Origin of the sequence: Bradyrhizobium sp. WSM2254 (assembly GCF_000472645.1) — a bacterium.
Classification (GTDB): Bacteria; Pseudomonadota; Alphaproteobacteria; order Rhizobiales; family Xanthobacteraceae; genus Bradyrhizobium; species Bradyrhizobium niftali.
The window spans coordinates 14,493-38,298 of the sequence record NZ_AXAB01000050.1; the positions used below are offsets into that span (position 1 = coordinate 14,493).

The 23,806-nt window shown below is 64.2% G+C and carries 23 protein-coding genes; 10 read left to right on the top strand and 13 right to left on the bottom strand.

The annotated features are described in order from the left end of the window. Window positions 1–160 precede the first annotated feature (160 nt). Complete coding sequence (locus tag A3M7_RS0131035) at window positions 161–1,384, bottom strand: ABC transporter substrate-binding protein (protein ID WP_027547423.1); 1,224 nt, start codon at window positions 1,382–1,384, stop codon at window positions 161–163. 427 nt (window positions 1,385–1,811) lie between these two features. On the opposite strand from A3M7_RS0131035, the gene A3M7_RS49015 reads away from it, so the two are divergent. Beyond that, the gene (locus A3M7_RS49015) at window positions 1,812–1,973 is read left to right on the top strand and encodes a response regulator (RefSeq protein WP_156937023.1); all 162 of its coding nucleotides are present in this window, start codon (window positions 1,812–1,814) and stop codon (window positions 1,971–1,973) included. A 182-nt stretch (window positions 1,974–2,155) separates the two neighbouring features. On the opposite strand, the gene A3M7_RS0131045 is transcribed toward A3M7_RS49015, so the two are convergent. From A3M7_RS0131045 to A3M7_RS0131065, 5 genes are all read right to left on the bottom strand, one after another. Further along, on the bottom strand, window positions 2,156–4,159 hold the full coding sequence (locus A3M7_RS0131045; protein ID WP_027547425.1) for a bifunctional diguanylate cyclase/phosphodiesterase: 2,004 nt from the start codon (window positions 4,157–4,159) through the stop codon (window positions 2,156–2,158). A gap of 6 nt (window positions 4,160–4,165) precedes the next feature. Next, on the bottom strand, window positions 4,166–5,170 hold the full coding sequence (gene dctP / locus A3M7_RS0131050) for a TRAP transporter substrate-binding protein DctP (protein ID WP_049823773.1): 1,005 nt from the start codon (window positions 5,168–5,170) through the stop codon (window positions 4,166–4,168). A gap of 203 nt (window positions 5,171–5,373) precedes the next feature. Continuing rightward, window positions 5,374–6,303 carry a carboxylesterase family protein gene (locus tag A3M7_RS0131055; protein ID WP_027547427.1) on the bottom strand — a complete coding sequence of 310 codons (930 nt, stop codon included), beginning with the start codon at window positions 6,301–6,303 and terminating at the stop codon, window positions 5,374–5,376. A 109-nt stretch (window positions 6,304–6,412) separates the two neighbouring features. Further along, window positions 6,413–6,907 carry a hypothetical protein gene (locus A3M7_RS0131060; RefSeq protein WP_027547428.1) on the bottom strand — a complete coding sequence of 165 codons (495 nt, stop codon included), beginning with the start codon at window positions 6,905–6,907 and terminating at the stop codon, window positions 6,413–6,415. 59 nt (window positions 6,908–6,966) lie between these two features. Then, a complete protein-coding gene (locus A3M7_RS0131065) occupies window positions 6,967–7,362 on the bottom strand; it encodes a DUF3606 domain-containing protein (RefSeq protein ID WP_027547429.1) in 396 nt (131 codons plus the stop codon). A gap of 271 nt (window positions 7,363–7,633) precedes the next feature. Between A3M7_RS0131065 and A3M7_RS49945 the strand changes: the two genes are divergently transcribed. Then, window positions 7,634–7,774 (top strand): hypothetical protein, encoded by a 141-nt coding sequence (locus tag A3M7_RS49945; protein WP_007597071.1) that lies wholly within the window; start codon window positions 7,634–7,636, stop codon window positions 7,772–7,774. Here A3M7_RS49945 and A3M7_RS0131075 read toward each other — a convergent pair. The 3 genes from A3M7_RS0131075 to A3M7_RS0131085 are packed head-to-tail and all read right to left on the bottom strand — an operon-like array spanning window position 7,771 to window position 11,579. Further along, the gene (locus A3M7_RS0131075) at window positions 7,771–9,357 is read right to left on the bottom strand and encodes an ATP-binding protein (protein ID WP_027547430.1); all 1,587 of its coding nucleotides are present in this window, start codon (window positions 9,355–9,357) and stop codon (window positions 7,771–7,773) included. The two genes, A3M7_RS49945 and A3M7_RS0131075, sit on opposite strands and share 4 nt — an antisense overlap. Continuing rightward, window positions 9,354–10,058: a response regulator transcription factor gene (locus A3M7_RS0131080; RefSeq protein ID WP_027547431.1), complete on the bottom strand. Its 705-nt coding sequence runs from the start codon at window positions 10,056–10,058 to the stop codon at window positions 9,354–9,356. The genes A3M7_RS0131075 and A3M7_RS0131080 overlap by 4 nt, the downstream gene beginning before the upstream one ends. Before the next feature lie 12 nt (window positions 10,059–10,070). After that, window positions 10,071–11,579 (bottom strand): DUF4173 domain-containing protein, encoded by a 1,509-nt coding sequence (locus A3M7_RS0131085; protein WP_049823774.1) that lies wholly within the window; start codon window positions 11,577–11,579, stop codon window positions 10,071–10,073. Between the two features lie 189 nt (window positions 11,580–11,768). Here A3M7_RS0131085 and A3M7_RS0131090 point away from each other — a divergent pair, with 189 nt between their 5' ends. Next, a complete protein-coding gene (locus tag A3M7_RS0131090) occupies window positions 11,769–13,112 on the top strand; it encodes a glycoside hydrolase family 3 N-terminal domain-containing protein (RefSeq protein WP_027547433.1) in 1,344 nt (447 codons plus the stop codon). On the opposite strand, the gene A3M7_RS0131095 is transcribed toward A3M7_RS0131090, so the two are convergent. From A3M7_RS0131095 to A3M7_RS0131105, 3 genes are all read right to left on the bottom strand, one after another. Beyond that, on the bottom strand, window positions 13,109–14,731 hold the full coding sequence (locus A3M7_RS0131095; protein WP_027547434.1) for an ABC transporter substrate-binding protein: 1,623 nt from the start codon (window positions 14,729–14,731) through the stop codon (window positions 13,109–13,111). The genes A3M7_RS0131090 and A3M7_RS0131095 overlap by 4 nt on opposite strands. Before the next feature lie 94 nt (window positions 14,732–14,825). After that, window positions 14,826–16,280, bottom strand: coding sequence for a dihydropyrimidinase (hydA, locus tag A3M7_RS0131100; RefSeq protein ID WP_027547435.1), 1,455 nt, complete (start codon window positions 16,278–16,280; stop codon window positions 14,826–14,828). 96 nt (window positions 16,281–16,376) lie between these two features. After that, window positions 16,377–16,985, bottom strand: coding sequence for a TetR/AcrR family transcriptional regulator (locus A3M7_RS0131105; RefSeq protein WP_027547436.1), 609 nt, complete (start codon window positions 16,983–16,985; stop codon window positions 16,377–16,379). A 102-nt stretch (window positions 16,986–17,087) separates the two neighbouring features. Between A3M7_RS0131105 and A3M7_RS0131110 the strand changes: the two genes are divergently transcribed. From A3M7_RS0131110 to A3M7_RS0131135, 6 genes are all read left to right on the top strand, one after another. Further along, entirely contained in the window at window positions 17,088–17,783 is a 696-nt protein-coding gene (locus A3M7_RS0131110) for a PspA/IM30 family protein (RefSeq protein WP_027547437.1), read from the top strand. 40 nt (window positions 17,784–17,823) lie between these two features. Continuing rightward, window positions 17,824–18,099, top strand: coding sequence for a YiaA/YiaB family inner membrane protein (locus tag A3M7_RS0131115; protein ID WP_027547438.1), 276 nt, complete (start codon window positions 17,824–17,826; stop codon window positions 18,097–18,099). A gap of 221 nt (window positions 18,100–18,320) precedes the next feature. Then, on the top strand, window positions 18,321–19,382 hold the full coding sequence (locus A3M7_RS0131120) for an amidohydrolase family protein (RefSeq protein ID WP_027547439.1): 1,062 nt from the start codon (window positions 18,321–18,323) through the stop codon (window positions 19,380–19,382). 15 nt (window positions 19,383–19,397) lie between these two features. Further along, the gene (locus A3M7_RS0131125; protein WP_027547440.1) at window positions 19,398–20,510 is read left to right on the top strand and encodes an amidohydrolase family protein; all 1,113 of its coding nucleotides are present in this window, start codon (window positions 19,398–19,400) and stop codon (window positions 20,508–20,510) included. A 7-nt stretch (window positions 20,511–20,517) separates the two neighbouring features. Continuing rightward, window positions 20,518–20,931 (top strand): Rieske (2Fe-2S) protein, encoded by a 414-nt coding sequence (locus A3M7_RS0131130; protein ID WP_027547441.1) that lies wholly within the window; start codon window positions 20,518–20,520, stop codon window positions 20,929–20,931. 71 nt (window positions 20,932–21,002) lie between these two features. Next, the gene (locus A3M7_RS0131135) at window positions 21,003–21,209 is read left to right on the top strand and encodes a hypothetical protein (RefSeq protein ID WP_027547442.1); all 207 of its coding nucleotides are present in this window, start codon (window positions 21,003–21,005) and stop codon (window positions 21,207–21,209) included. 10 nt (window positions 21,210–21,219) lie between these two features. Here A3M7_RS0131135 and A3M7_RS0131140 read toward each other — a convergent pair whose 3' ends face one another. After that, window positions 21,220–22,065, bottom strand: a complete 846-nt coding sequence (locus A3M7_RS0131140) for an SDR family oxidoreductase (RefSeq protein WP_027547443.1) — start codon at window positions 22,063–22,065, stop codon at window positions 21,220–21,222. Between the two features lie 192 nt (window positions 22,066–22,257). Between A3M7_RS0131140 and A3M7_RS0131145 the strand changes: the two genes are divergently transcribed. Next, a complete protein-coding gene (locus A3M7_RS0131145) occupies window positions 22,258–23,754 on the top strand; it encodes an aldehyde dehydrogenase family protein (RefSeq protein ID WP_027547444.1) in 1,497 nt (498 codons plus the stop codon). Window positions 23,755–23,806: the final 52 nt, after the last annotated feature.

A 23,806-nucleotide genomic window follows, 5' to 3' on the forward strand; every position in this document is an offset into this window, starting at 1 on the left:
GGGAGGGAACGCACCTATGCGCGTGGCTGCTTCAAGGTGACGATAGTTGGCTTTGAGCTTGTGAGCCCGGCTCTCGCCGCTCGGCACACTGCGCTCCCTCCCCCCTTGCGGGGGAGGGCGGGGGAGAGGGGTAACCCGGCAAAAGGTGCGCCTGAGCAGGCTAGCGCGCCGCGCCTTCCGTGAACGCCGTCTCGATCACCTCGCCGAAGAGCTGCCAGGAGCGGCCGTCAAACTGGACCAGCCGCATCTGCTTGATCGGCAGATAGCTGGTGGGCGAGGTGCTCATCCTGATGTTGGGCAGCGCAACGGAGGGCTGATAACTCTTAAGCGAAGCCGCCTGGCGCATGATGTTCTCGCGCGAGAGGTCGTCGCCACATTGCTGCAGCACCTTGGTCAGCGCCTCGGCCGCGGCGTAGCCATAGACTGCCGCGCTGTTGTTCGTGCTTTCGATCTGATGGTACCGGTCCATGAAGGCGAACCAGTCCTTCATGGCGGGATCGTCTTTCCATGCGGGATCGCTCGGATCCTTCAGGAAGGCGGCCGAGATCACGCCGGCCGAATTTTCCAGGCCCGCCGGCGCCATCGCATTGGCGATCGAGGCGGAGGCGTCGTTCACGATGAAGACCGGACGCCATTTGAGCGACGCCGCCAGCTTGATCACCTTGGACGCCGTCGACGGCACGCCGAGAAAGACGAAGATATCGGCGCCCGCGCGCTTCAGGATCGAGACGTGCCCTTCGAGATGCTCGTCGTTGATGTCGAAGGCGATGTCGACGAGGACGAGACGGTTGAGGTCGCCGAGACCTTCCTGGATGCCCTTGTAGAGCATGCGCCCGAACTGGTCGTTCTGCCAGAGCACGACGATCTTCTTCCTGGGATAATAGGCCTGGATGTAGTTGGCGTAGATGCGCCCCTCCGACCGGAACGATGGCTGCCAGCCCATGGTCCAGGGAAACGCCTTGGCCTGGCTCAGCTCCTCGTCGCCAGAGGCGAGGAAAAGCTGCGGGATCTTCTTCTCGTTCAGATACCGGCGCGTGGCGAGATTCCCGGGCGTGCCGAACGAGCCGAACATGAGATGGACGTCGTCCTTCTCCACCAGGTTGCGGGTCAGCTCCAGTGCGGCCGCCGGATCGGAATTGTCGTCGCGGGTGATGAAGCGGATCTTGCGTCCGTTGATGCCGCCGCGCGCGTTGATCATGTCGAAATAGGCGGCCTCCGCCGTGCCGATCGCGCCGAATTCCGAGAGCGGCCCCGAATACGGCATGACATTGCCGATGCGGATTTCGTTGTCGCTTGCGGATTGATCTGCGTGTTGCTGCGACATCGCGCCGAGCGAGGCGAACGCGACCACGAAAACGAGCAGCATCCTGCCGACGATGCGCATGTCCGACACCTTGATGTTGGCCCCACATGGAGGTCGGCTCAACTGGTCAAGCCCGCTTGATCTAGGTCAAGCGTTTGTCAATCGTGTGGCTTGACGGTTCGTTTTCGAAGCGGCGCACTTGTCGTCCACGAAATGGCAGGCGTGCTGACGCGCCGATGTCTTGGCCGACTCGGGGTTGCACTCGGCGGGTTTGGAATCGTCCGATGAAAAATGAATCGATCTGTGTAAGATCACGTTCGGGATAGCGGGCCTTAATTTGGATGGTGGTCAATATTGACCAGTGGCAGCAGAGCTCATGGTTCCATGATGGTCCATCACCGCCCCCATCCGCATCCATCGGTGACTGAGAGTATCGCGCTCCCGCCGGATCCAGGCGAGTCTCATGACCATTCAGCGACCACCTTGTCCTAAATGCCAGACAACAACGATGCTGGCGCGCATCACGCCCGGCCCCGCCGGTTTTGACATTCGTACCTTCGAATGTCCCGCTTGCAATTTCGTCGATCAGATCGAGGTCGAACTGGTCGACCCGATGAGATCGGCCAAAACCCTGGCTTGGTTTCAGAGCGAATTGCGGGCGCCCACGTAGGGGCGCGCGACCCGGAACGATCGAGCGCCGGAAGCCGAGAGGCGGGCGTTGGTCGAGAAGAGCCGATTGCAGCGCTCGGCTTGCGAAAGACGCACGACCAATTCTTTAAAGCCCCACGCAGAATTGTCTGCAATAGAGATCTGCCAAGAGCCGCATTGGCCGATACAGGCAAAGGGTCCGTGCTACCGTTCAGCCGAAAAGTTGACGAGGCGCAGCTTGGCCGCTTGTGCAGTCGCGGACGAAGGTGTCGGCGTTGTCTTCTCAAAGTCCGCGAGAATGCTGGCGCTGAGCTCCGAGGCAGGGACCGGCCGGCCGAAGAAGAACCCCTGGGCCTGATCACCGTCGGCCGATTCGAGGAAAGCCGCCTGGTTGGCGGTTTCGACGCCTTCGACCGTCACTCGCATGTGCAACTCGCGTCCGAGCGCGATGATCGCTTTCACGACCGTCCCGACCTGACAATGGGAGCCGTCGAGGCCCTGTATGAAGCTTCGATCGATCTTGATCTTGTCGAACGGAAAGCGCCACAGGTAGCTGAAGCTCGAATAGCCGGCCCCGAAATCGTCCATCACGATCGCTACGCCCATCGCCTTGAGCGTCAGGAGCTGCGCCATGATCGTCTCGGTGTTGCCGAGCAGCAGGCTTTCGGTGATCTCCAATTCGAGCCGGTGCGCCGCGAGGCCCGCCTCTTTCAGTGCGGCGGCGACGATGCCGCTGATGCTACCCGCCACGAACTGCGCGGGCGACAGGTTCACTGCAACGGTCAGGTGCTCCGGCCAGGTCGCGGCGGTGCGGCATGCCTCCCGCAATACCCATGCGCCGATCTGGTCGATAAGCCGCAACTCCTCGGCGACGGGAATGAAGGTCAATGGCGGAATGAGCGTTCCGTCCGCCGCGGGCATACGGATCAGCGCTTCGAAGCCGACAAGGCGGCGCTGAGACATTTCGAAGAGCGGCTGGTAGTGCAGTTCGAAGCGATCATTCAGCACCGCCTCGCGGATTGTCCTCTCGAGCTCGATTCGCGCTTGCAACGCAGTATCCATCTCGGGCAGGAAAAACCGGATGCAATTGCGTCCGGCTGCCTTGGCCGCGTACAGCGCCAGATCGGCGCTCTTGAGCAACTGCTCCGCGGTGGTGGCTTGCTCCGGCGCCAGGGCCACGCCGATGCTGGCGGTGGTGAGGATCTCGTGCTGCTTGAACCTCACCGGAGCATTTACAGCGGTGGCAAGATGGCGCGCAAACGACTCGGCCTGCGTCCTGCCGGCGACGTCATACTGCACGACGACGAACTCGTCCCCGCCGAGCCGGGCCACCACGTCGTCGATCCGGACCGTTGCGCGCAGACGCTCCGCGATGGACTTGAGCAGAAAATCGCCACCGTCATGACCAAGCGTATCGTTGACCTCCTTGAAGCGGTCGACGTCGATGAAGTGCACGGCAAGGCTGCCGCCCCGCTTCGGCAAGTGAACGAGAGCTCTCTCCAGTTTTTCGATCAGATGGGGACGATTGGTCAGTCCGGTCAACGCGTCATGGTGGGCGAGGAATCGGATGCGTCGGTCAGCCTGCTTCACCTTTGTTTCACGATACCACGCAATCGCGGGAATGGAGAAGGCGAGGCCCGACAGCAGGCAAAGGAATACGGCCGCGGTCAGGAACGTATTGTGGACATTCTTGCGTTGCTCGGTTTCATCCACATAGGCCGCAACGACCGCGGTGAGGCGACCATCGGTCTGGACCGGGACATAGGCGCGGGCGAAGAATGCCGGTCGGTCGGGTGAACTTCCCTCCCTGACGTCGACGATCGGGCGACCGTCAATCACTGATCGCGCCGCATCGGGGCTGTATTCGGACAAGTCGACGAGCGCGATCTTTTCGCGGGTCGAAACGAGCTGGGAGTAGCCATTGCGGTTGAATATTTCGTAGTGAAAGACCTCGCCGGAATTTCGCGCCGACAGGAAGAACCTCAGACTCGCGGCTGAAGGCTGCTCGCCGCCGGCGATCTGCTCAAGATCGGTGACGCTGGCCGCCAGGAAGCTCGCCCAGCTGCGTGCGGTCGACATCGCATCTTGGCGGAGAAGGTGATCGGTCGTGATCTTCAGGGTCATCCCGGTGCCCGTCAACAGAATGGCGAGCGCAGCGACGATGGTGACGATGTTTCGCTGAGGCCAGATGTTGGCGAGCGACGGCATCCGCGGCTACCGGGTCGATCGCATTTTCGTGAGCTCGGTCCGGACCGTTTTCAGCAGTTCGGCATTGCGCTCGCTTTTTGAAGCCCAATCATTGGCAATGGCTGCGAACACGGCATTTGCCGCATCTAGGTCCGACGACGAGGGCATGATCACTTGGCGCTTCGGATCGGATTTCAGTTCCCGCATAATGCTGTTTTCCACCGCTTCGTAGGTGTCCATGAAGCGCGCGGCAGCCCACTCACCACTGTATTTGAGGATGATCGCCTGGGCCAATTCGGGCAGCCGATCGAACGTTTTTCGGTTCATCAAAACCATCAATGGCGCGCCGCTGATTCCAAGAAGGTAATGATAAGTTGCAACGCGTTTGATGCCATAGTCGACCAATGGAGACGGTGGCACGAGCGCGCCATCGATGCTGCCGTTGCCGATGGCTTCTGAGATCTTGGTGACCGCCAGAAACACGGGCTGCGCTCCGAATTTTTCCAGCGCGGCGGCTTCGCCGGGATTGTTGACGCGAATTCTCTTGCCCTTCAAATCATTCAGCGACGTGATCGGGATCTTGCTGTGGATCGTCTCCGGTTCGGTGACGTAGGCGCCGATCACGGTGTAGTCATCGTATCCTTGCAAGGCATTGGCGGCCACGAGCCGGGTGAACACGGCAACGGACTCCCGCATGCTCGTAAACAGACCGGGCATCTCGATGATTGCATTGTCTGCGAACCGGTTGCGCGTCAGGCCTGTCACGACGTAGGCGATGTCGGCCGTACCATCGAGCACGAGCTGGGGCTGCTCAGCCGGATCCTTGCCGAGCACGCCGCTGAAATAGGTCTCGATTTCGATCACGCCTCTTGCCTCGGCGTTGACCGCATCGACAAATGGTCTGACCGCGGCGAGATAACTCGTCGAGCGGTCGGAGCTGGGGAAGGCCAATTTGAGCTTGACCGGTTCGGCGGCCGACGCCGAAATCAACACAACAGAGATCACCGCGCATCGTGCCAGCAACTTGAGCATCGGTTTTCCGATCGTGGCGGCGGCGCGTCACACAGTTGTGCGAACGCCGATTTCCTCGGTCTCTAGCGAACCCCCCATAGATAGAAATGTTCCAGATAACTCTCCTAGATAGCATGCGGCGGTCCGGGCGGCGACCAAATCGCGAATCGTGGTTTGAGGCGTGCTAACGCCGGCGAGACAATTGTCTGGGAGGCAACGCCCCGCTACGGCAGTCCCCGCGCCTCGAGCTGATGCACCAGCAGCAGCGTCGGTTCGGCGAGGCTGTCGCCTGAGCCGTCGAGGCCGAACGCGGCGGCGATGCCGTCGCGGCTGCGCAGGATGGTGCCGCGCGGACAATGGCCGGCGCCGCAGAGCGTCTTCTTCAGGGTCTCGCCCTGTGCCACCACCCCGGCGGAATCGTCTGCGGCCCAGGCCAGCACGATCGGCACGTCGACATTGAGGATGCCGGGGAAGACCGAGCGCTTGTCGTACTGGCCGGCGTCGCCGCCGAGATAGGCCTTCACGCTGTCGCTGGCGTCCTTGCCCGCACGGTAGATTCCGGACACCAGCACGACGCCCGCGACGTCGGCGCGGTCGGTCTGGAACTCGGGATGCGCCAGCAGGGTGGCGACGTGAAAGGCGCCGGCGCCATAACCGACCGCGACGATCTCGCGGGCGTCGCCATTGAACAGGTCGATATTGCCGTGAACCCAGGACAGCGCCGCCGCCACGTCGGTCGCCCCGACGGGCCAGGTCGCCGATGGCGCGAGGCGATAGCTGACGCGCACCCCGATCATGTCGTTGCGCGCGGCAAAGCACATGGCCTGGTCCTGGATCTGGCGCGACAGCTCCGGCGCCGCATGATCGCCCGTGAAGGTGTCGCCCGCCACGAACAGCAGCACCGGCCGCGGCGTATCCGCCTTGGTCGCGCTGGTGGCGACATCGAGCACATTGGCTTCGCTCTCGCCGTAGCGCAGGCCGCGCGCGAAGGTAACCTGCTCGCAGAGCCGCGCGGTGCCGCCGGCGGTGGTGTCGCTGTCGGTGAGCCCGACGCGGACGAGCTCGGACGGCGCAGTCAGCCGGGCCGGAACCGGACCATGTGCGGAGGCTGTCGAGACGGTCAGAACAAGTAAAAATGCGAGATAATTCTTCATGATGGTGCCGGGCCTTGCGCGCTCATATTGGCTCGCTGTCGGGGCCTGTCTTTTCAATTCGCCTTATTTGTTGGCTGGTCTTGAGGCGATTTGACGGCACCTTCGGCTCTCAATTCCCCGGCTCGAACGTGCAATCCGCGCCGCTGCCGTCCTTCCGCCTGATCGCATTGGGGTCGATCGTGCAGCTCAGCTTGGCGAGGCTCTCGAAATTCGTTCCCGCCGCGCCGTCGGGCGGAACGCCGGCCAGCGCTTCGGTGGCGAAGATCTCGTTGGCGGTGGAGCCGTTCACGGTCTTCACCTTCTTGCCGAAGGTCACCTCGCAATTGCGAACGGTGATGTCGACATTGCCGGTGCGGCAGACGATCCGGTCAGCCGTCACCACGATCGCCTTCTTGTAGGCAATGTCGGCATTGGCGGCGAACAGCATCGCCACCGCCTTCTTCTCGGCGCCGGTGAGATTCGGCGACAGCGGCGCGATCACGCCCGCGAGCGCCAGCGCCGTCGCGCCCGAGACCTTCGCGGGCGTGGCCGCGGAGGCGCCGGCGAGGTGGGACGTGGCGGCAAGAACGAGGGCGCAGGATAGGATCGATCGGCCGGATGTCATCCCTGCCTCCAAGAGTCCGAAAATGAGTCCGAAAATGGGTCCGAAAATCGGCCGAAATCTCAGGCGGCCTTCTTCCGTTTGACCGTTTTCTTCGCCTTCTTGGCCTTTTTCGCCGCCTTCTGGGCTGCGAGGTACGCTTCCACCTTCCTGGAGGAATGGCCGGCTGCGGCCACGGCGGCCTTCAGCCTGGCCGGGGTGATCTTGAATTTCTTCGACCAGTAGCGGACCTCATAGGCCTCGCCGAGCGCGATGCGGCTCTTGTCGGAGGCGCGGTGCTTCTGGAGCTTGATGTAGGCCTCGACCTTTTTGGCGGAGTGGCCGACCTTCTTGACGGCGTATTTCAGCTTGGCCGGCGTCACCTTGAACTTCTTCGACCAATAGGCGACTTCGTATTTCTCGGTGAGCGCAATCAGGGCGCGATCGGCGCCGCCCCGCTTTGCCTTGTTGTCGGCCATGCTTCCCTCCTGCCGTGGACGGCGTCCAGTCTAGCATGCAACCGGATTTGGAAGGCAAGGCGCGGGGCACGCGGGAATTGCGCGGCGGGGCCGTTTTGGCTCGGCGCGTCAGGCGGTTGTGCGGCGCGACCTAGCCTCGTGCCGGAGCAGGCTTTCTACTGTGCATGGGGTTGTTTTCGCGTTTTTTTATTCCTCGCATGTCCGTGATGGAACCTTATGGCGGCTGGTGCGACTTAATCCATAGACACGGGGAGAAACGTGCGAGGCTGTCATGGCAGAGAAGCATACCGCCGATCCGGCAGAGATCATGCGGGCGACCGGTCACCCTGAACTGGAATATGCCGCCGGCTGGACCATCGCTGGTCTCGTCACCATCGGCACCATCGTCGCCGCCTGGGTGTTCGCGATCTAGGCGACTGGAAACTGCAGCTCGAAGGCCGCGCCCTCGTCGGTCGGCTTGAGCCTGATCGAGCCGCCATGGCTCGCCATCACCGCGCGCGCGATTGCCAGCCCCATCCCGGTGCCGCCCTGGTCGCGGCGGGTCGTGAAGAACGCGTCAAAGATCCTGTCGCGGTTCGGCGCCGAGATCGGCTCGCCGTCATTGCTCACCGTCACAAGCAGGGTCGTCCGCTCGTCCACCGCCTCCAGCCTGATTGACCTCGCCTTGTGCCGCATCGCGTTGTCGGCGAGATGCGACAGCACGATCAATGCCTTCTCGCCGGACATGCCGATCGCCCGGTCGAGGCTGCCGCTGGCCGAGATTGAGCTTGCCGGAAACCGGCTCCGGAGGTCGGCGATGACGGGCGCCAGCTCAGTGCGCTCGTTCTGCGGCAGGCTCTCGGCCCGGGCGAGCTCGCGCAGCCGCTGCGCCATCGCCTCCAGCCGCTGGGTGTCGGACAGGATGTTGGCGATGAAAGTCGTCTGCTCGGCCGGCGTCAGGCTGCCCGACTTGCCTTGAACCGAATCCTGCAGCAGCTCGGCCGCGCCCTTGATCGAGGTCAGCGGCGACTTCAGCTCGTGGGTGAGATGGGCCGAGAAGGTCGCGATATAGTCGGAGCGCCTTGCGAGCTGCTCGGCCATGCCGAGGAAGCTGTGCGAGAGCTGGGCGAACTCGCGCGTGCCGTAGTGCCGGAGCGGCCTGAACGCCTCGCGGTCGCCGCGGCCGATCCGCGCGGCGCGGTCGATCAATTCGCGCATCGGCAGCGTGATGGTGCGCGAGAATACCAGGCCGATCGCGATCGTGCCGAGGATCACGGCGAGCCCGGCCAGCACGAACTTGGCCCGCTCCTGGTACAGATGGTCGAAGATGTTGCTCGGCGTCCGCGTGGTGTAGATCACCCCCGCAACGCGGTTGTTGACGATGACCGGCATCGCCGAGAACACGTGCACGCCGAGGCCGCGGCTGAAGGAATAGATCGGCGGCGGCGGCTTGTCCGGCACGCGGTTGCGCAAGGTGGCGCGGTACTGCCCGTGCAGCGCGTCCGCGACCTCCTCGATATGGGCGAGCGACTGGCCGACCTCCTGGCGCCCGGCGATCACCACACCCTGCGGATCGAGGATGCGAAAGCCCGCCAGCGTCACCTTCTGGGTCTCGCGGATGATCGGCGTCAGCCTTGCGCCGATCTCGACATAGGCCGGCTGTGCCGGCCGGATTGCTGCCTGCGCATCGGGCCGCCGCCGCAACAAATCGTTGGCGGTCAGGTCAAGCGCGGGGCGGATCGGCGTGACCAGGTCGCCGGGGTCGGGCAGCACGTCCGGCGGCACCTCGGCGCCGAGCGTGAGGCCGCCATCGAGCCGCGCGGTGACCTCCTGTGCATAGATCGTCGCCAGCACGCGGCTTTGCGCGATCAGCTCGGCCTGGGTCTGGCGGATCAGCTGGTTGTCGTAGAGGCGGAAGAAGAACAGGCCGACCAGCGGCAGCACCGCGACGGTCGCCAGCACCGCGAAGATGACGAGCCCGAGCGACGGCCGCCATTTGTCGGGCGCCGCGCTCATGCCTCTTTCTCGCAGCGGCCGAGCTTGAAGCCGACGCCGTGAATGGTCTCGATCACGTTCTCGCAATTCAGCGCCGCGAGCTTGGCGCGGATGTTGCGGATGTGGCTGTCGATGGTGCGGTCGGAGACCTGGATGTTGAGCTGATAGGCCGCCCGCATCAGCTGCTCGCGGTTGAACACCGAGGTCGGCCGGGTCAGGAGCGCGCGCAGGATGCCGAACTCGATCGCGGTCAGCTTCAGCGGCGTACCGGCGAAGGACGCGACATGCTGCTCGGGATCGATCAGCAGGCCGCCTTGCGCCAGCGCGCTCGGCCCGGCCTTGGCCTCGCCATTGCGCGGGCTGAGGCGGCGCAGAATGACGTTGACCCGCGCCACCAGCTCGCGCGGGCTGAAGGGTTTTGTCACGTAATCGTCGCCACCGATCTCGAGACCCAGGATGCGGTCGATCTCCTCGTCGCGCGCCGACAGGAACAGGATCGGCACGTCGGAGCTCTTGCGTATCTCGCGGCAGACGTCGAGGCCATCGAACTCGGGCATGCCGATATCGAGCACGATCAGGTCAGGCTTGTCGGCGGCAAAGCGGGTGAGTGCCTCCTTGCCGTCGCGGGCCTCGATCACGTCCATGCCGGCCTTCTTCAGCGCGACGCGGATGACCTCGCGGATGTGGCCTTCGTCGTCGACGATGAGAATGCGATGCGCCAAGGATATCTCCGCTTAGCCGGCCGGCTGATTGCCGGGCGGGTTCTTGACCTCGGCATCGAGCCTGCGTTGCAGCCGCCAGCTCCGAAAGCCCCAGCTTCGCCAGGCCAGATCCCGGTGCTGAAGTTCTACAAGCAGGTCGCGGCGCGACACAAGGCAGCTCTCGTTGGCGCCGGGCCGCAGCAACATCGCCTTGTCGATTGCGGGCAACGCCTGCGGTCCGAGCGTGAGGAGGTAGTTGATATCGATCTGCACGCCTTTGCCTGACACTTCCCGGCTGTGGGCGACATTATAGTCGGCGATGAACGCGTCGAAGTTCACCAGCGAGGTAATATAGAGCACGATCGTTAACACGATCAGGTTGGCACTGATCAGCCACAGGTTGGACCGGTCGAGCGCGATCCGGGCGACGATCAGGATCAGCCCGAGCGCCACCAGCCCCATCCAGATGAAGGCCGCGATGCGCCAGTAGGTCAGCATGTAGATGTCGACGTAGAGATCGAGGCGGAGGATGGAGGAGGCGACCAGCAGCACGTTCTGCCCCACCCAGAGATACACCAGCGGCCGGATCACCTTCGATTTCTCCGCCGGTCCGCCCGGACGCATCGCCACCAGCACGAAGGCAGCGGCGAGCAGGGCGGTCGCGATCAGCGGATAGGCGCCGCGATGGGCATAGGCCGCGTAGGTCAGGTTGGCCGGCAGCGCCACATGGCCCCAGAGATAGATCCCGTCGAGGATGGACTGTGCCGCGAACAGCAGGTTGAACAGGATCAGGGAGCGCAGAATCGCCGAGGGTCCCAGGAACTCGGCCGGGACCAGGGGCGGGAGCGGCGGCGGCACCGGGCCATCGTCGACCGTCGTGGTGAGAACCTTCCTGCGCCGCCAGCGCACATGAATGAATGGCCAGACCAGCGCCAGCATCAAAGTCCAGAACAGCACGCGCCAGACGCTGACATATTCGAAGACGACCTTGGGATTGAGCAGGGAGACCCACTGCTCGATCACCGGATTGGCCGCGGCGAACAGCGCGACGAACACCGTGCCGAGCGCCGCCGGCAGCAGCCAGAGCGCAATGCCGCGGGTGAAGGCCGACATGTTGAAGATCTGGAGCGTCTCGGGGAAGAACCTGAAGGGACCGAACAGGACAAAGTTGCGCAGCGCGCGGGCGCGGTCGGCGAGTTCAGTCGTCTCCGGGTTGGTCGCGAGCAGCAGCGCAATCGTCAGCGACGTGACCAGGATCAGGAACGACAGCGTATTGAGCTCCTCGACGGCGGGCATGAGGCCGAGCATGAAGATCGTGCCGCCGATCGCCGCGCGCCGAAAATCCAGTACCGCATGGTTGAAGAGCACGGACACGCAAGCCATCGCGACGGCAAAGAGCGTGAGCGAAAGTCCGATCCGCTCGCCATAGAACAGCCAGTCGGCGAGCGCGGCCAGCGCCAGCGCGAGGCCGACCTTGGCCGCAATCGAGGAATGCCTGATCGGCTGGATGTCCGCTGCGATCGTCGAAGCCAGGCTCGTCATGTCCGGAAAACCTCTCGTGATGGGTGACGTCACGAAGTCTGACCGCTGCTTGTGCAGAAGGCGGGATCATCGTCTGCACGGTTTCAGGAGTCTTTTGCAGTTTTCGTGCAGGCGCGCTTTTGCCTCTCGCGCAGCGCAAATCGCTTTGTTAGGTGCGAAGCATTCATCACCTCTCGCATGTGGCGCATCATGCAATTCCTCCGCCGTATTGGTCTCATGCTGCTCTGGCTGGCCGCGCCCCTCGTCGCATTCGCGGCCGCGAACAAGAACGATCCTTATTTGGTCCCGCTGCGCGGCGCCGGAAACATCGTGCTTGTCGTTGCAAGCATCGCGATTGTCATTTTTCTGCTTCGCAGAGGGCGGTGGCGCACCATGGCCGGCAAGCTTCTCGTCATGCTCTGGTGCCTGCCGCCGCTGTTGATGTCGGCAGCGCATCTGAAGTTCGAGTTGCGCAAGCACGATGTTCTGGGGGCCAGTGCCGTCGAGGCGCGCCAGCTCGGGCCTCACTTCATGATCGGCTATTCCTCTTTTCCCGAGGTCGCGCGTCTTGCCGAGCAAGGCTTGATCGGTGGCGTCTACGTGACCCGGCACAACATCCGCGGCCGGACGGTCGAGACGCTGCGTGCCGAGATCGCGGCGCTCCAGGACAAGCGGCGGGCAGCTAGCCTGCCGCCGCTGGTCGTCGCCGCCGACCAGGAGGGCGGCATCGTCGGGCATCTCGCGCCGCCGCTGACGAAGGTGCCGGCGCTGGCGACGCTCACCGGGCTCGCCCCCGACGACCAGCAGGCCAAGGCCGAAGAGTTCGGCCGTATCCACGGCCGCGAGCTCGCCGGCCTCGGCGTCAACCTCAATCTCGCGCCGGTGCTCGACCTCAAGCCGCCGGGTCGCCGCAATCGTCTCGACTTCCACACGCTGATCGGTCAACGGGCGATTGCGACCGATCCCGTCGTGGTCAGCACGATCGCGAACGCCTATGTGCGCGGGCTGGAAGAGTCCGGCGTCGGCGCCACGCTCAAGCATTTTCCCGGCATCGGGCGCGTGCGCACCGACACGCATCATTTCAGCGCCAATCTCGACACGCCGGTTAGGGAGCTGGAAGCAACCGACTGGCTCCCGTTCCGCGAGGTGCTGTCGCATTCACACAGCGCGCTCATGGTCGGCCATGTCACGCTCACCGCGGTCGATCCCGATCGCGCCGCCTCGCATTCGAAGCGCGTCGTCCAGGGCATCATCCGCGACAAGTGGAATTACCAGGGCGTGGTGATGACCGACGACCTCGTGATGGGCGCGATCTACCAGCACGACGTCTGCAAGGCGGTGGTCGAGGCGATCAACGCCGGCGTCGATCTGCTGCTGGTCGCCTATGACGGCGCGCAGTTCTACCGCGTCTTTGCCTGCGCGCTGGACGGATCGCGACAAGGCAAGCTCGATGCGACGATACTCCGTGCGAGCGAGGCGCGGCTGGAAAGGGGCTTTCCGACCGCGCAGGCGCGAGGCCCCTCAGGCCTCGTCCGCGTCGTCGATCGGAACTAGCCCTTTGCGAACTGACGGTAGTCCGGCTCGCGGTGAAACCAGAACTCGTAGCCGGTGACGCCTTTCTGCATGGCGACGTCGTGGATCGGCTGGTTGAGCGGGATGACGGGAACGTCACGCATGCAGAGCGCGATGAAATCCTTGACGGCCTTGTCGTACTCGGCTGCATCCGCAGTGAAGCGTGCCTTGTCGATCAGCGCGTCCATCTCCTTGTTCTGGTAGGAGGAGATGTTGAAGATCGAGTTGTTGCCGTGGAAATTCCAGTAGAAGTAATACTCGGGATAATCGAGCCAGCCGCTGAAGCGATTGAGCGCGAGCGGCAGCTCCTTCTTGTTCAGCGTCGTGCGCCAGTTCGCACCGGGGATTTTTTCGATCGACGCCTTGATGCCGATCTTGGCGAGGCTCTCCTGGATCAGGATCGCGGTCGGCTCGCCGACGGTCGCCGTACCGGTGTCGAGCGACAGCGTCGTTTCCAGCCCGGACTCGAAGCCGGCCTCCTTCATCAGGGCCTTGGCCTTGTCGAGATCGGTGACATAGGGAAACGGCTGCGGCCAGACCGGCTTTGAGACATCGGCCGCGCCGCCATACATGGGGACGGCGCGTCCGAAGAAGGCGCTGCTCTGGATCTGCTCGTAAGGCATCGCCCAGGCGATGGCCTGGCGCAGCCTGGCATTGTCGAACGGCGGCTTTGCCGTGTTCAGCGCGACGTACCAGAGCGCGTTCGGGATCGGCACCCCTGATACCTTGACCTTGCCCTCCCGAATGATCTGCTCGAAATCGCGCGGTGCAAAGCCGCTGGAGATATCCGCATCGCCCCGCTCCAGCATCGCGCGCCGGGTGCCGGCGGAAGGGACGTCGCGTGCGATCACGCGCTTGACCTTCGGCAGCGGTCCGCTCTTCCAGTCGTCGAAGCGCGCCAGCACGGTCTCGCTGCCGGGCTTCCAGCTCTCGATCCTGTAGGCGCCGCCGCCGGCCTCGTTGGTCTTCAGCCACGCCAGCGCCCACGGATCCTCAGGCGTTGCGTTCTTCTTCGCGAGCTCGGAGTTGATGATGAAGGGCACGACGACCGCCACGTTGAACAGCAGCATCTTGTCCTTGCGGACATAATCGATTCGGAAGGTGTGGTCGTCGACCACGATGAATTGCTCGGGCTTTTCCAGCGATCCCGCCGACATCTGAAAGGTCGGAAAGCCACCGACCTTCACCGCACGGTCGAACGACCATTTGACGTCCCTGGCCGTGACCGGCGTGCCGTCGTGGAATTTCGCGTCCTTCCGCAAGCGGAAGGTGCAGGACATGCCGTCGGCCGCGACCTCCCAGCTCTCGGCGAGCTCGGGCGCGAGCTTCTCGCGATCATAGGACACGGTCCCATCGGGCAGCGTCTTGGAGGCGTAGGTCAGCAGGCGATCGTAACAATTCCAGGACAGGCCGTTCACGGTCTGGTTGGAGCCGACGCCCTGCATGTCGAGCGAATTCGGCCCCAGCTCCTGTACCACCAGCAGCGTCTCGCTGCGCCCCTGCGCCCAGGCGAGGGGAGGCGCGATCGCCGTCATTCCGGCGATGCCGAGGCCGCCGAGCACGACGCTGCGGCGGTTCATGTCGGAAGATGATGCGCTCATCGCGGCCTCCTTGAGAGAAAGTTGCGACATAAAGAGGCAAAGCGCGTGCCATCAGCCGCGCTTCATGGCGCCGCATCCCGCGTGAATCGCGTTCTTACGGCGTCACCGCTCCGCGTGCGACCGCGCGCGGGGCGCTGAGCTCCTTCCATGTGGAATTCGCCACATGGACGGGCGAGAAGGCGGGGCGTTCGACGTAGCGGCCATCGCCTGCCTCGGCGCGCAGATCGCCATCCTTCCAGACAATGCTGCCGCGCGAGAGCGTCGCCGCCGGTCCGCCGGTGCAGGCAAAGCCCTCGAACACGTTGTAATCGATCCGGCTCATCTGCCGCTTGGCGCTGATGCTCTTGCTCGCCTTGGGGTCCCACACGACGATATCGGCATCCGAGCCGACCGCGACCGCGCCCTTGCGCGGATAGATGTTGAGGATGCGGGCGATGTTTGCCGAGGTCACCGCGACGAACTCTTCCTTGGTCAGCCGCCCCGTGGCGACGCCCGCGGTCCACAATAGCGCGAGGCGGTCTTCGAGGCCGCCGGTGCCGTTCGGGATCTTCCTGAAATCGCCGAGCCCGAACCGCTTCTGCTCCGTGGTGAAGGCGCAATGGTCGGTCGCGACCACCTGGAGCGAGCCGGCTTGCAGGCCGGCCCAAAGGCTATCCTGGTGCGACTTGTCGCGGAACGGCGGCGACATCACGCGCTGCGCGGAATGATCCCAGTCCTTGTTCTGGTACTCGCCGGCATCGAGCAGCAGATGCTGGATCAGCGGTTCGCCGTAGACGCGTTTTCCCGCCGCGCGCGCCCGCGCGATCGCTTCATGCGCCTCGCGGCAGCTCGTGTGCACGATATAGACCGGTGTGCCCGTCATGTCCGCGATCATGATGGCGCGGTTGGTGGCTTCGCCCTCGACTTCCGGCGGCCGCGAATAAGCGTGGCCCTCGGGGCCGGTGAGGCCGCGCGCGATCAGCGCCTCCTGCATCAGGGCGACGACGTCGCCGTTTTCCGCATGGACAACGGGCATGGCGCCGAGATGGGCGCAGCGTGCGAACGAGTTGTAGAGCTCGTCGTCGTTCACCATCAGCGCGCCCTTGTAGGCCATGAAGTGCTTGAAGGTGTTGATGCCGTAGGTTTTGACCACGGTCTCCATCTCGTCATAGATCTGCTTCGACCACGACGTCACCGCCATGTGGAAGCCGTGGTCGGTCGCCGCCTTCTCGGATTTGTGCCGCCACTCCTGATAGGCCGCGAGCATCGACTGGCCGGGATCGGGCAGGCAGAAATCCACCACCATGGTGGTGCCGCCGGTCAGCGCCGCCTTCGTTCCCGATTCGAAATCGTCGGCGGTGACGGTGCCCATGAACGGCATTTCGAGATGGGTGTGGGGATCGATCCCGCCCGGGATGATGTAGGCGCCGCCGGCGTCGATGATCTCGGCACCCGTCGGCGCGTTGAGCGATGTCCCGACTGCTACGATGGTCTCGCCGTCGATCAGCACGTCCGCGCGTCGCGAATGATCGTGATTGACGACGGTGCCGCCGCGGATGAGGAGGGGCATGGGAGACTCCGGGGGAAAGGTGAGGGACGGCCCGAAGGCTAAGCGCACCTCTCGCGATGCGACAGGCGAAATTTTAGTCAGCCGCCGCCGATCTTTTTACTCAGCCCGCGCGACCAGCCCGTCCAGCATCGCGCGAACGAGGCCCGCGATCTCGTTCCGCAGCGCCGGCAGCGGAACGGCGACCAGCTTCTGCTCCAGCCCCAGCGCCACCATGCCATGCACCGCCGAGAACAGGCTGCGCGCGGTGATGCCGAGTTCCTCGGGGCTGCGCTCGGGAAGCAGCAGCGCCAGCGGATGATAGATGTGGCGGAACAGCTGCATCTGGTCGTCGATGGACCAGTCGGGGAGGATCTTGTCGGCGGCCATGCGGTGCTCGAACAGCGCGCGCCAGAGTTCGAGGTTTTCGGCGGCGAAGTCGCAATAGGCAATGGCGATGCGGACCAGCGTCTCATGTGGCGAAGGATCACCCGCGCTTTCCGCTGCGCTGAGCGCCTCATCGAGGCGATGCAGCGTGCGCGAGCCGACCCGCAGGACGAGCTCGTCCACATCAGCGACGAGATTGTAGACCGCGCCATTGGCGCAGCCGATCTCGCGGGCCAAATCGCGGGTTTTCAGACCCGCCAACCCCCGCTCAGCGATCATCCGCTCGGCCGCCTGGATCAGGTCGGTCCGAAGTTTCGCTCGACGTTCCAAGGCCTTAGTCATTTGGCGTCAAATTCTTGAGCGTCGCTCATTTTTTATTGAACGATGTTCAAGATTCCTGCTACAAAGCATGTGTGAGCAACGCTCATAAACAGGGAGCTGCAGATGTTCAAGACCGTCGTGACACTTTTCCGCGGCAGCGTGGCCGCCGCGGGCGAGGAGCTGGAGGACCGGACGGCCCTTCTGATCCTCGATCAGCAGATGCGCGATGCGGCCGCCGCCGTCGAGCGCAGCAAGCGGACGCTGGCGCTGGCGATCGCACAGGACCAGCAGGAGGGGCGCAAGCTCGAGGCAACCGTCGCCCGCATCGCCGATCTCGAGAGCCGCGCGGTTGCGGCGCTCGACGGCGGCCGCGAGGATCTCGCCAGGGACGCCGCCGAGGCCATCGCCGGGCTCGAAGCCGATCGCGACGCGGCGATGACGGCACGCGCCTTGTTCGCGACCGAGATCGTCAGGCTGAGGCGCCACGTCGCGAGCGCACAGGCCCGTATCACCGAGCTCGATCGCGGCCGCCGCCTCGCCCGTGCCTCGGAAGCGGTGCGCTCGCTTCGTCGCAGTGGCATCGAGGCCGCACGTCCTTACGAATCCACGCTGCCGGAGGCGGAGAGCACCTTGAGGCGCTTGCGCGAACGCCAGATGGAAGCCCAGGCCGCCGATGACGCGCTGTTTGAGCTCGATGCGGCGAGCGGACCGCTAGCGACCGCCGAACGACTCGCCGAACAAGGCTTCGGCCCCCGGCTCAAGACGACCGCGGACGATGTGCTGGCGCGGTTGAAGTCCAAGCGCACGCCGACCGCCTGAACTCAGATCCCATCATCATTCGAACCAACAGGAGACGACCATGAACCAGAACGGCCAGCCCCACAGCAACGCCTGGGTGACCTTCACTTACGTGTCCTTCGCGGCCTCCGCGTTCCTCGTCGCCGTCGGGATCTTCTTCCTGCCGATCGACCTCTGGATGAAGGGCTACCTCACCATGGGCATCGTGATGCTGATCCAGACCTGCATCACGCTGACCAAGACGGTGCGCGACAATCACGAGAGCGGCCGGCTGATGAACCGCATCGAGGATGCCAAGGCCGAGCGTCTGCTGATGGAGGTTTCCAAGGCGGCTTGAGGAGAAGTGCGCAACGGTTTGCAATCTGACGCGGTGGGTGCTGGAGCATCCACCGCCCGACTGATCCCCATATCGCGCCTGCGAAATGCAACCGAGCCATGACGGATCGCGCGGGCGCGCGCCCTTGCGAAGCGGTGGCGGCCGGAGCACTCTGCCCAGGCGGCGCACCAAGAACGCCGCCAATAAAGACTTGCTTACAAGATCTCGGCGAGGAAGCATCCATGGCGGTGACGCGGATCGACTGCGACATCCACCCGGCGGTTGGTGGCACGCGCACGACGCTGCTGCCCTATCTCAGCGATCACTGGAAAGAGCAGGTGGTGAGCCGGGCGATCGACGGGCTCGACCTCACCTCCTATCCGCCGGGCATGCCGCTTTCGGGCCGCGCCGACTGGCGGCCGGCCAATGGCGCCAAGCCGGGGTCCGATCTCGCCATAGTGCAGAAGGGCGCGTTCGACCAGTTGGGCGCGAGCCACGCCATCCTCAACGTGCTCTATGGTGCGCAGGCCGTGTTCGACGCCTACATGGCGGCCGACTTCTGCAAGGCGATCAACGACTGGATCGCCGCCGAATGGCTCGCGCGCGATTCCCGCCTGCGCGCCTCCATCGTGGTGCCGATGCAGGCACCGGATCGCGCGATCGAGGAGATCGAGCGCCGCGCCGGCGACAATCGCTTCGTCTCCATCCTGGTGCTGGCGCAGGGCGAGACGCTGCTGGGCCGGCGGCATTTCTGGCCGGTCTATCAGCTCGCGGAGAAATACAAGCTGCCGCTCGCGATCCACGCCGGTACGCAATATCGTCAGGCGCCGAGCTCCGCCGGCTGGCCGTCGCATCGTTACGAATACTACTTCGTCGAGGCGCAGGCGTTTCAGGCACAGATCCTCAGCCTGATCTATGAGGGCGTGTTCGGCAAATATCCCGATCTCAAGGTCGTGCTGATGGAGTCGGGCGTGAGCTGGCTGCCGGCCTTCATGTGGCGGGCCAACAAGACCTGGCGCGGCGTGCGCGTCGAGGTGCCCTGGGTCGAGCGCGAGCCTGCATCGATCATCCGCGACAATTTCCGTGTCACCATGCAGCCGTTCGATGCACCTGGCGATGCGAAAAGCGTCGAGGAGATCATCGACCAGATCGGCTCCGAAAAAATGTTCCTGTTCGCGTCCGACTACCCGCACTGGCAGTTCGACGGCGACGATCCGATCCCGCCGAACCTGCCGAAGAGCATCATCGCGAAAATGTGCGTCGACAATCCGCTGGAGACGTTTCCGCGGTTGTCTCTAAACTAGTTTCTGGAGGATCGCATGAGTGAGGTCATCGACCGTCCGTTGCGTGACGACGAAAAGCCTGCCGCGACGCGGCTGCGTATCGTCGATTGTGACGTCCATCCGAGCCTGCGCTCGACGGACGATCTCAACGACTTCCTGCCAAAACGCTGGCAGCAGCATCTCAAGGAATACGGCAGCCATCTGCGCACGCCCTATCTGTTCACCACGCCCTATCCGCGGTCCTCGCCGCTGATCGCGCGGCGTGATGCCTGGCCGCCGACCGGTGGGCCGCCCGGCTCCGATCTTGATTTCATGCGCAAGCAGCATCTCGATCCGCTCGACGTCGAGTTCGGCATTCTCCAGGTGCTCGATCTCTTCATCTTCTCGCAGCAGAATCTCGAATTCGGGGCGGCGATCCAGCGTGCGATCAATGACTGGCAGCTGGCGTTCTGGACGCACCGCGATCCTCGCCTGAAGGCTTCGATCCTGGTCGGGCAGGACGGGACCGATCTAGCGATTGCCGAGATCGAGCGTTGCGCCAAGATCGGTGAATACATCCAGATCAACGTCTCTCCGCGGGCCAACGAGCCGCTCGGTCGCCGCCGCTACTGGCCGATCTACGAGCGCGCGCAGGCGCTGGACCTGCCGCTCGGCATCCATGTCGGCGGCTATGGCGGTCACGCGCCGACCGGCGGCGGCTGGCCGTCTTATTATGTCGAGGAGCACCAGTCCAACGCGCACACCATTGCCGCGCAGCTTGCGAGCCTCGTCATCGAGGGCGTGCCGGAGCGCTTTCCAAAACTGAAGATCGTCTTCATCGAGGGCGGCTTCGGCTGGATCCCCTCGGCGGTGTGGCGCATGGACCAGCATTTCGAGCGTTTCCGCAGCGAGGTGCCGCATCTCAAGCGCAAGCCGTCGGAATATGTCCGCGAGCACTTCTGGTTCACGACCCAGCCGATCGACGAGCCGGACGAGGCCCGGCATCTGCGCGCGCTGATCGAATGGGTCGGCATCGAGCGGCTGTTGTTCTCGTCGGACTATCCGCACTGGGATTTTGACGATCCGCGCTTCGCCTTCAAGACGCCACTGACCGAGGCCGAGCGGAAGAAGATCTTCAGCACCAATGCCCGCGCGGTCTACAAGTTCTGAAACCAGCATGGCCCGTCACATCGTCGCCCGCACCTCCGACATCCCGCCCGGCGGCAACAAGGTCGTCGACGTCGCTGGCCGCGACATCGTCGTGTTCCACGTCAACGGCGAGTTCTTTGCGCTTCTGAACCGCTGCCCGCACGAGGGCGCTCCGCTCGACAAGGCGGCCTGCGTGGCGCGGCTGACCTCGCCCGAGCCGGGCATCTATCAGCGCTCGCGCGTCGGCGAGATGCTGCGCTGTCCCTGGCACGGCTGGGAGTTCGACATGCGCAACGGCCAGTCCTGGTTCGACCCGAAACGCGTCAAGATCCGGTCATATCCGGTCGCGGTGGAACGGGGCGAGGAGCTGCAGAAAGGTCCGTATGTCGCCGAGACCTTTCCGGTGCATGTCGAGGACAGCTATGTGATTGTCGAGGTCTGAGCGGCCGTTTCGGATTGTGATTTCGACGCAGGTGCGATAAGCCTCGCCCGCATTCATGGCGGAGATGAGCTTTGTCCAAACAATCCCTGCGAGAGGAGGCCGAGCGCCTGATCCGCGAATCGATGGAAAAGAAGACCATCGTCGTCAAGCAGGGCGATACCCGGATCGAGGCGGTCTGCGGCAAGTGCGGCGCCCCGAACCGGGTGCAGGCGCCGAAAGGCCAGAGCCGCGTCAAGTTCGCCTGCAAGAACTGCGGGCACCAGCAAGAGACGCTGTAGGCCGCGGCGCCTAGCCGCCCTTCAAGAACTTCGCGAACGCATCGGCGTAATCCGGGTGCCAGCGCGACAGCGGCGGGCGGTTCTCCACGATATCGCCGGCGGCCCAGAGCATGCGCTTTTCGTCGAGGGCGCGGGGCACGTCATTGTCGGGGCACAGGATGTAGAAATCGCCGGCCTCGAGCCGCGCGATCATGAAGTCGACGGTCTGCTCGGGGGTCCAGGCTCCCGCCGGCTTCTCGGTGCGGCCCTTGGCGGTGAGACCCGTGAAGACGAAGCCGGGAATGAGCAGATGCGCCGTGATGTGGCAGCCTTCCGTGTTGCGCAGCTCATGCTGGAGCGCTTCGGTGAAAGCCTTCACGCCGGCCTTCGAGACATTGTAGGCGGGATCGCCGGGCGGCGTGGTGATGCCCTGCTTCGAGCCGGTATTGATGATCAGACCGGCCTTGCCGCGCGCGATCATGCCGGGCGCGAAGATGCGCGAGCCGTTGACGATGCCCCACATGTTGACGGCGATGATGCGCTGCCAGTTGTCGGGCTCGCCAAACAGCGTGCTGCCGGGCTGGATGCCCGCATTGTTCATGAGGATATCGGTCCCGCCGAAATGCGCGCCCACGGCGCGTTCCAGTTCCTTCACGCTCTCGGCGCGGCTGACATCGACGACGAAGGTCATCACATCTGTGGCAGCCGTGACGGATGACAGTTTTGTTGCGGCCTCGGTCAGTCGTGTCGGGTCGACGTCGGCGATGCACACCTTCATTCCCGCGCGTGCGAAGGCGATGGCGGCGGCGAGGCCGATGCCGGATGCGCCCCCGGTGATCACGGCGACGTTGCCCTTGGCGATGACAGGATGCGACATGGCTCATTCTCCGGGGAGGGGCGTCGAGTTCGGTCGAGCTATAACATGGCGTTTGTGCGACCCTGCACAAGTCGGCATGGGAGGTCTTCGTTCCACGCCGCCTTTACGCCTTTCCGGCACCGCTGTATTCTCCCTGACCTAACGATCCCGCCCAGATCGAACCCAATCAATCACCTGACAGGGAGTGCAGCCATGGCTGTGTCGCAGGCTATTCCGATCACGCGCCACCCGTTCGCCAATGGGTCCTACAAGCAGATGCTGATCGACGGGAAGTGGGTCGATGCCGCCTCCGGCAAGCGCTTCGAGACCCACAATCCCGCGACCGGCGAACTGCTCGCAACCGTCGCCGAGGGCGACAAGGAAGACATCGACCGTGCGGTCGCCGCCGCTCGCCGCGCCTTCGAAGGACCCTGGAGCAAGGTCAAGCCGTTCGAGCGGCAGAACCTGCTCCTGAAGCTTGCCGACCTCGTCGAGAAGAATTTCGACGAATTGTCGCAGCTCGACACGCTCGACATGGGCGCGCCGCTCAGCCGCACCCGTGCCTATCGGCTGCGCGCCGTCGGCATGCTGCGCTATTACGCCGGCCAGACCACCGCGATCCACGGCGAGACCATCGAGAACTCGCTGCCGGGCGAAATCTTCTCCTACACGCTGAAGGAGCCGATCGGCGTCGTCGGCGCCATCATCCCCTGGAACGGCCCGCTCACCGCGACGATCTGGAAGATCGGCCCCGCGATCGCGACCGGCTGCACCGTGGTGCTCAAGCCCGCCGAAGAGGCGCCGCTGACCTCGCTGCGCATCGCAGAGCTTGCGATGGAGGCGGGCATTCCGCCCGGCGTCATCAACGTCGTGCCCGGCTATGGCGAGACCGCGGGCGCTGCGCTCGCCTCGCATCACGACGTCGACAAGGTCGCCTTCACCGGCTCGCACGTCACGGGACAGTCGATCATCCGCGCCTCGGCCGGCAACCTCAAGCGCGTCTCGCTCGAGCTCGGCGGCAAGTCGCCGGACATCGTGTTCGCGGATGCCGATCTCGATGCCGCCGTGCCCGGCGCCGCGATGGCGGTGTTTGCCAACTCCGGCCAGATCTGCAGCGCCGGCACGCGCCTGTTCGTCGAGCAGTCGATCTATGAAGAATTCGTCGGCCGCGTCGCCGAGTTCGGCAAGAAGCTGCAAGTCGGCAACGGTCTCGATCCCAATGTGCAGATCGGCCCGCTCGTCTCCGAGCAGCAGCTCGAGCGCGTCACCGGCTATCTCGACATCGGCCAGAAGGAAGGCGCACGCGCGCTCGCCGGCGGCGGCCGCGTGACCGAAGGCGCACTTTCGAAGGGCTTCTTCGTCTCTCCGACCGTGTTCGCGGGAGTGCAGGACAATATGCGCATCGCGCAGGAGGAGATTTTTGGCCCCGTCATCTCCGCCATCGCGTTCAAGGACATGGACGAGCTGGTCAAGCGCGCCAACAACACCACGTTCGGCCTCGGCTCGGGCCTGTGGACGCGCGACGTCAGCAAGGCGCATGCCGTTGCGAAGAGTCTGCGCGCCGGCTCGGTGTGGGTGAACTGCTACCAGGCAATGGACCCGGCCGTGCCCTTCGGCGGCTACAAGATGAGCGGTTACGGCCGCGAGTCCGGCAAGCAGCACGTCGAGGAGTATCTCAACGTGAAGGCCGTCTGGATCAAGACGGCGTAAGGTCTATTCCCTCCCGCGCGTTCCACAGGGGGGAATATCTGCTTTTGCGGGG

Excerpts from the sequence above, each read along its gene's own strand:
- A3M7_RS0131035 (WP_027547423.1), bottom strand. The coding sequence starts at position 1,384 with ATGCGCATCGTCGGCAGGATGCTGCTCGTTTTCGTGGTCGCGTTCGCC.
- A3M7_RS49015 (WP_156937023.1), top strand. The coding sequence starts at position 1,812 with ATGCTGGCGCGCATCACGCCCGGCCCCGCCGGTTTTGACATTCGTACC.
- A3M7_RS0131045 (WP_027547425.1), bottom strand. The coding sequence starts at position 4,159 with ATGCCGTCGCTCGCCAACATCTGGCCTCAGCGAAACATCGTCACCATC.
- dctP (WP_049823773.1), bottom strand. The coding sequence starts at position 5,170 with ATGCTCAAGTTGCTGGCACGATGCGCGGTGATCTCTGTTGTGTTGATT.
- A3M7_RS0131055 (WP_027547427.1), bottom strand. The coding sequence starts at position 6,303 with ATGAAGAATTATCTCGCATTTTTACTTGTTCTGACCGTCTCGACAGCC.
- A3M7_RS0131060 (WP_027547428.1), bottom strand. The coding sequence starts at position 6,907 with ATGACATCCGGCCGATCGATCCTATCCTGCGCCCTCGTTCTTGCCGCC.
- A3M7_RS0131065 (WP_027547429.1), bottom strand. The coding sequence starts at position 7,362 with ATGGCCGACAACAAGGCAAAGCGGGGCGGCGCCGATCGCGCCCTGATT.
- A3M7_RS49945 (WP_007597071.1), top strand. The coding sequence starts at position 7,634 with ATGGCAGAGAAGCATACCGCCGATCCGGCAGAGATCATGCGGGCGACC.
- A3M7_RS0131075 (WP_027547430.1), bottom strand. The coding sequence starts at position 9,357 with ATGAGCGCGGCGCCCGACAAATGGCGGCCGTCGCTCGGGCTCGTCATC.
- A3M7_RS0131085 (WP_049823774.1), bottom strand. The coding sequence starts at position 11,579 with ATGACGAGCCTGGCTTCGACGATCGCAGCGGACATCCAGCCGATCAGG.
- A3M7_RS0131090 (WP_027547433.1), top strand. The coding sequence starts at position 11,769 with ATGCAATTCCTCCGCCGTATTGGTCTCATGCTGCTCTGGCTGGCCGCG.
- A3M7_RS0131095 (WP_027547434.1), bottom strand. The coding sequence starts at position 14,731 with ATGAGCGCATCATCTTCCGACATGAACCGCCGCAGCGTCGTGCTCGGC.
- hydA (WP_027547435.1), bottom strand. The coding sequence starts at position 16,280 with ATGCCCCTCCTCATCCGCGGCGGCACCGTCGTCAATCACGATCATTCG.
- A3M7_RS0131105 (WP_027547436.1), bottom strand. The coding sequence starts at position 16,985 with ATGACTAAGGCCTTGGAACGTCGAGCGAAACTTCGGACCGACCTGATC.
- A3M7_RS0131110 (WP_027547437.1), top strand. The coding sequence starts at position 17,088 with ATGTTCAAGACCGTCGTGACACTTTTCCGCGGCAGCGTGGCCGCCGCG.
- A3M7_RS0131115 (WP_027547438.1), top strand. The coding sequence starts at position 17,824 with ATGAACCAGAACGGCCAGCCCCACAGCAACGCCTGGGTGACCTTCACT.
- A3M7_RS0131120 (WP_027547439.1), top strand. The coding sequence starts at position 18,321 with ATGGCGGTGACGCGGATCGACTGCGACATCCACCCGGCGGTTGGTGGC.
- A3M7_RS0131125 (WP_027547440.1), top strand. The coding sequence starts at position 19,398 with ATGAGTGAGGTCATCGACCGTCCGTTGCGTGACGACGAAAAGCCTGCC.
- A3M7_RS0131130 (WP_027547441.1), top strand. The coding sequence starts at position 20,518 with ATGGCCCGTCACATCGTCGCCCGCACCTCCGACATCCCGCCCGGCGGC.
- A3M7_RS0131140 (WP_027547443.1), bottom strand. The coding sequence starts at position 22,065 with ATGTCGCATCCTGTCATCGCCAAGGGCAACGTCGCCGTGATCACCGGG.
- A3M7_RS0131145 (WP_027547444.1), top strand. The coding sequence starts at position 22,258 with ATGGCTGTGTCGCAGGCTATTCCGATCACGCGCCACCCGTTCGCCAAT.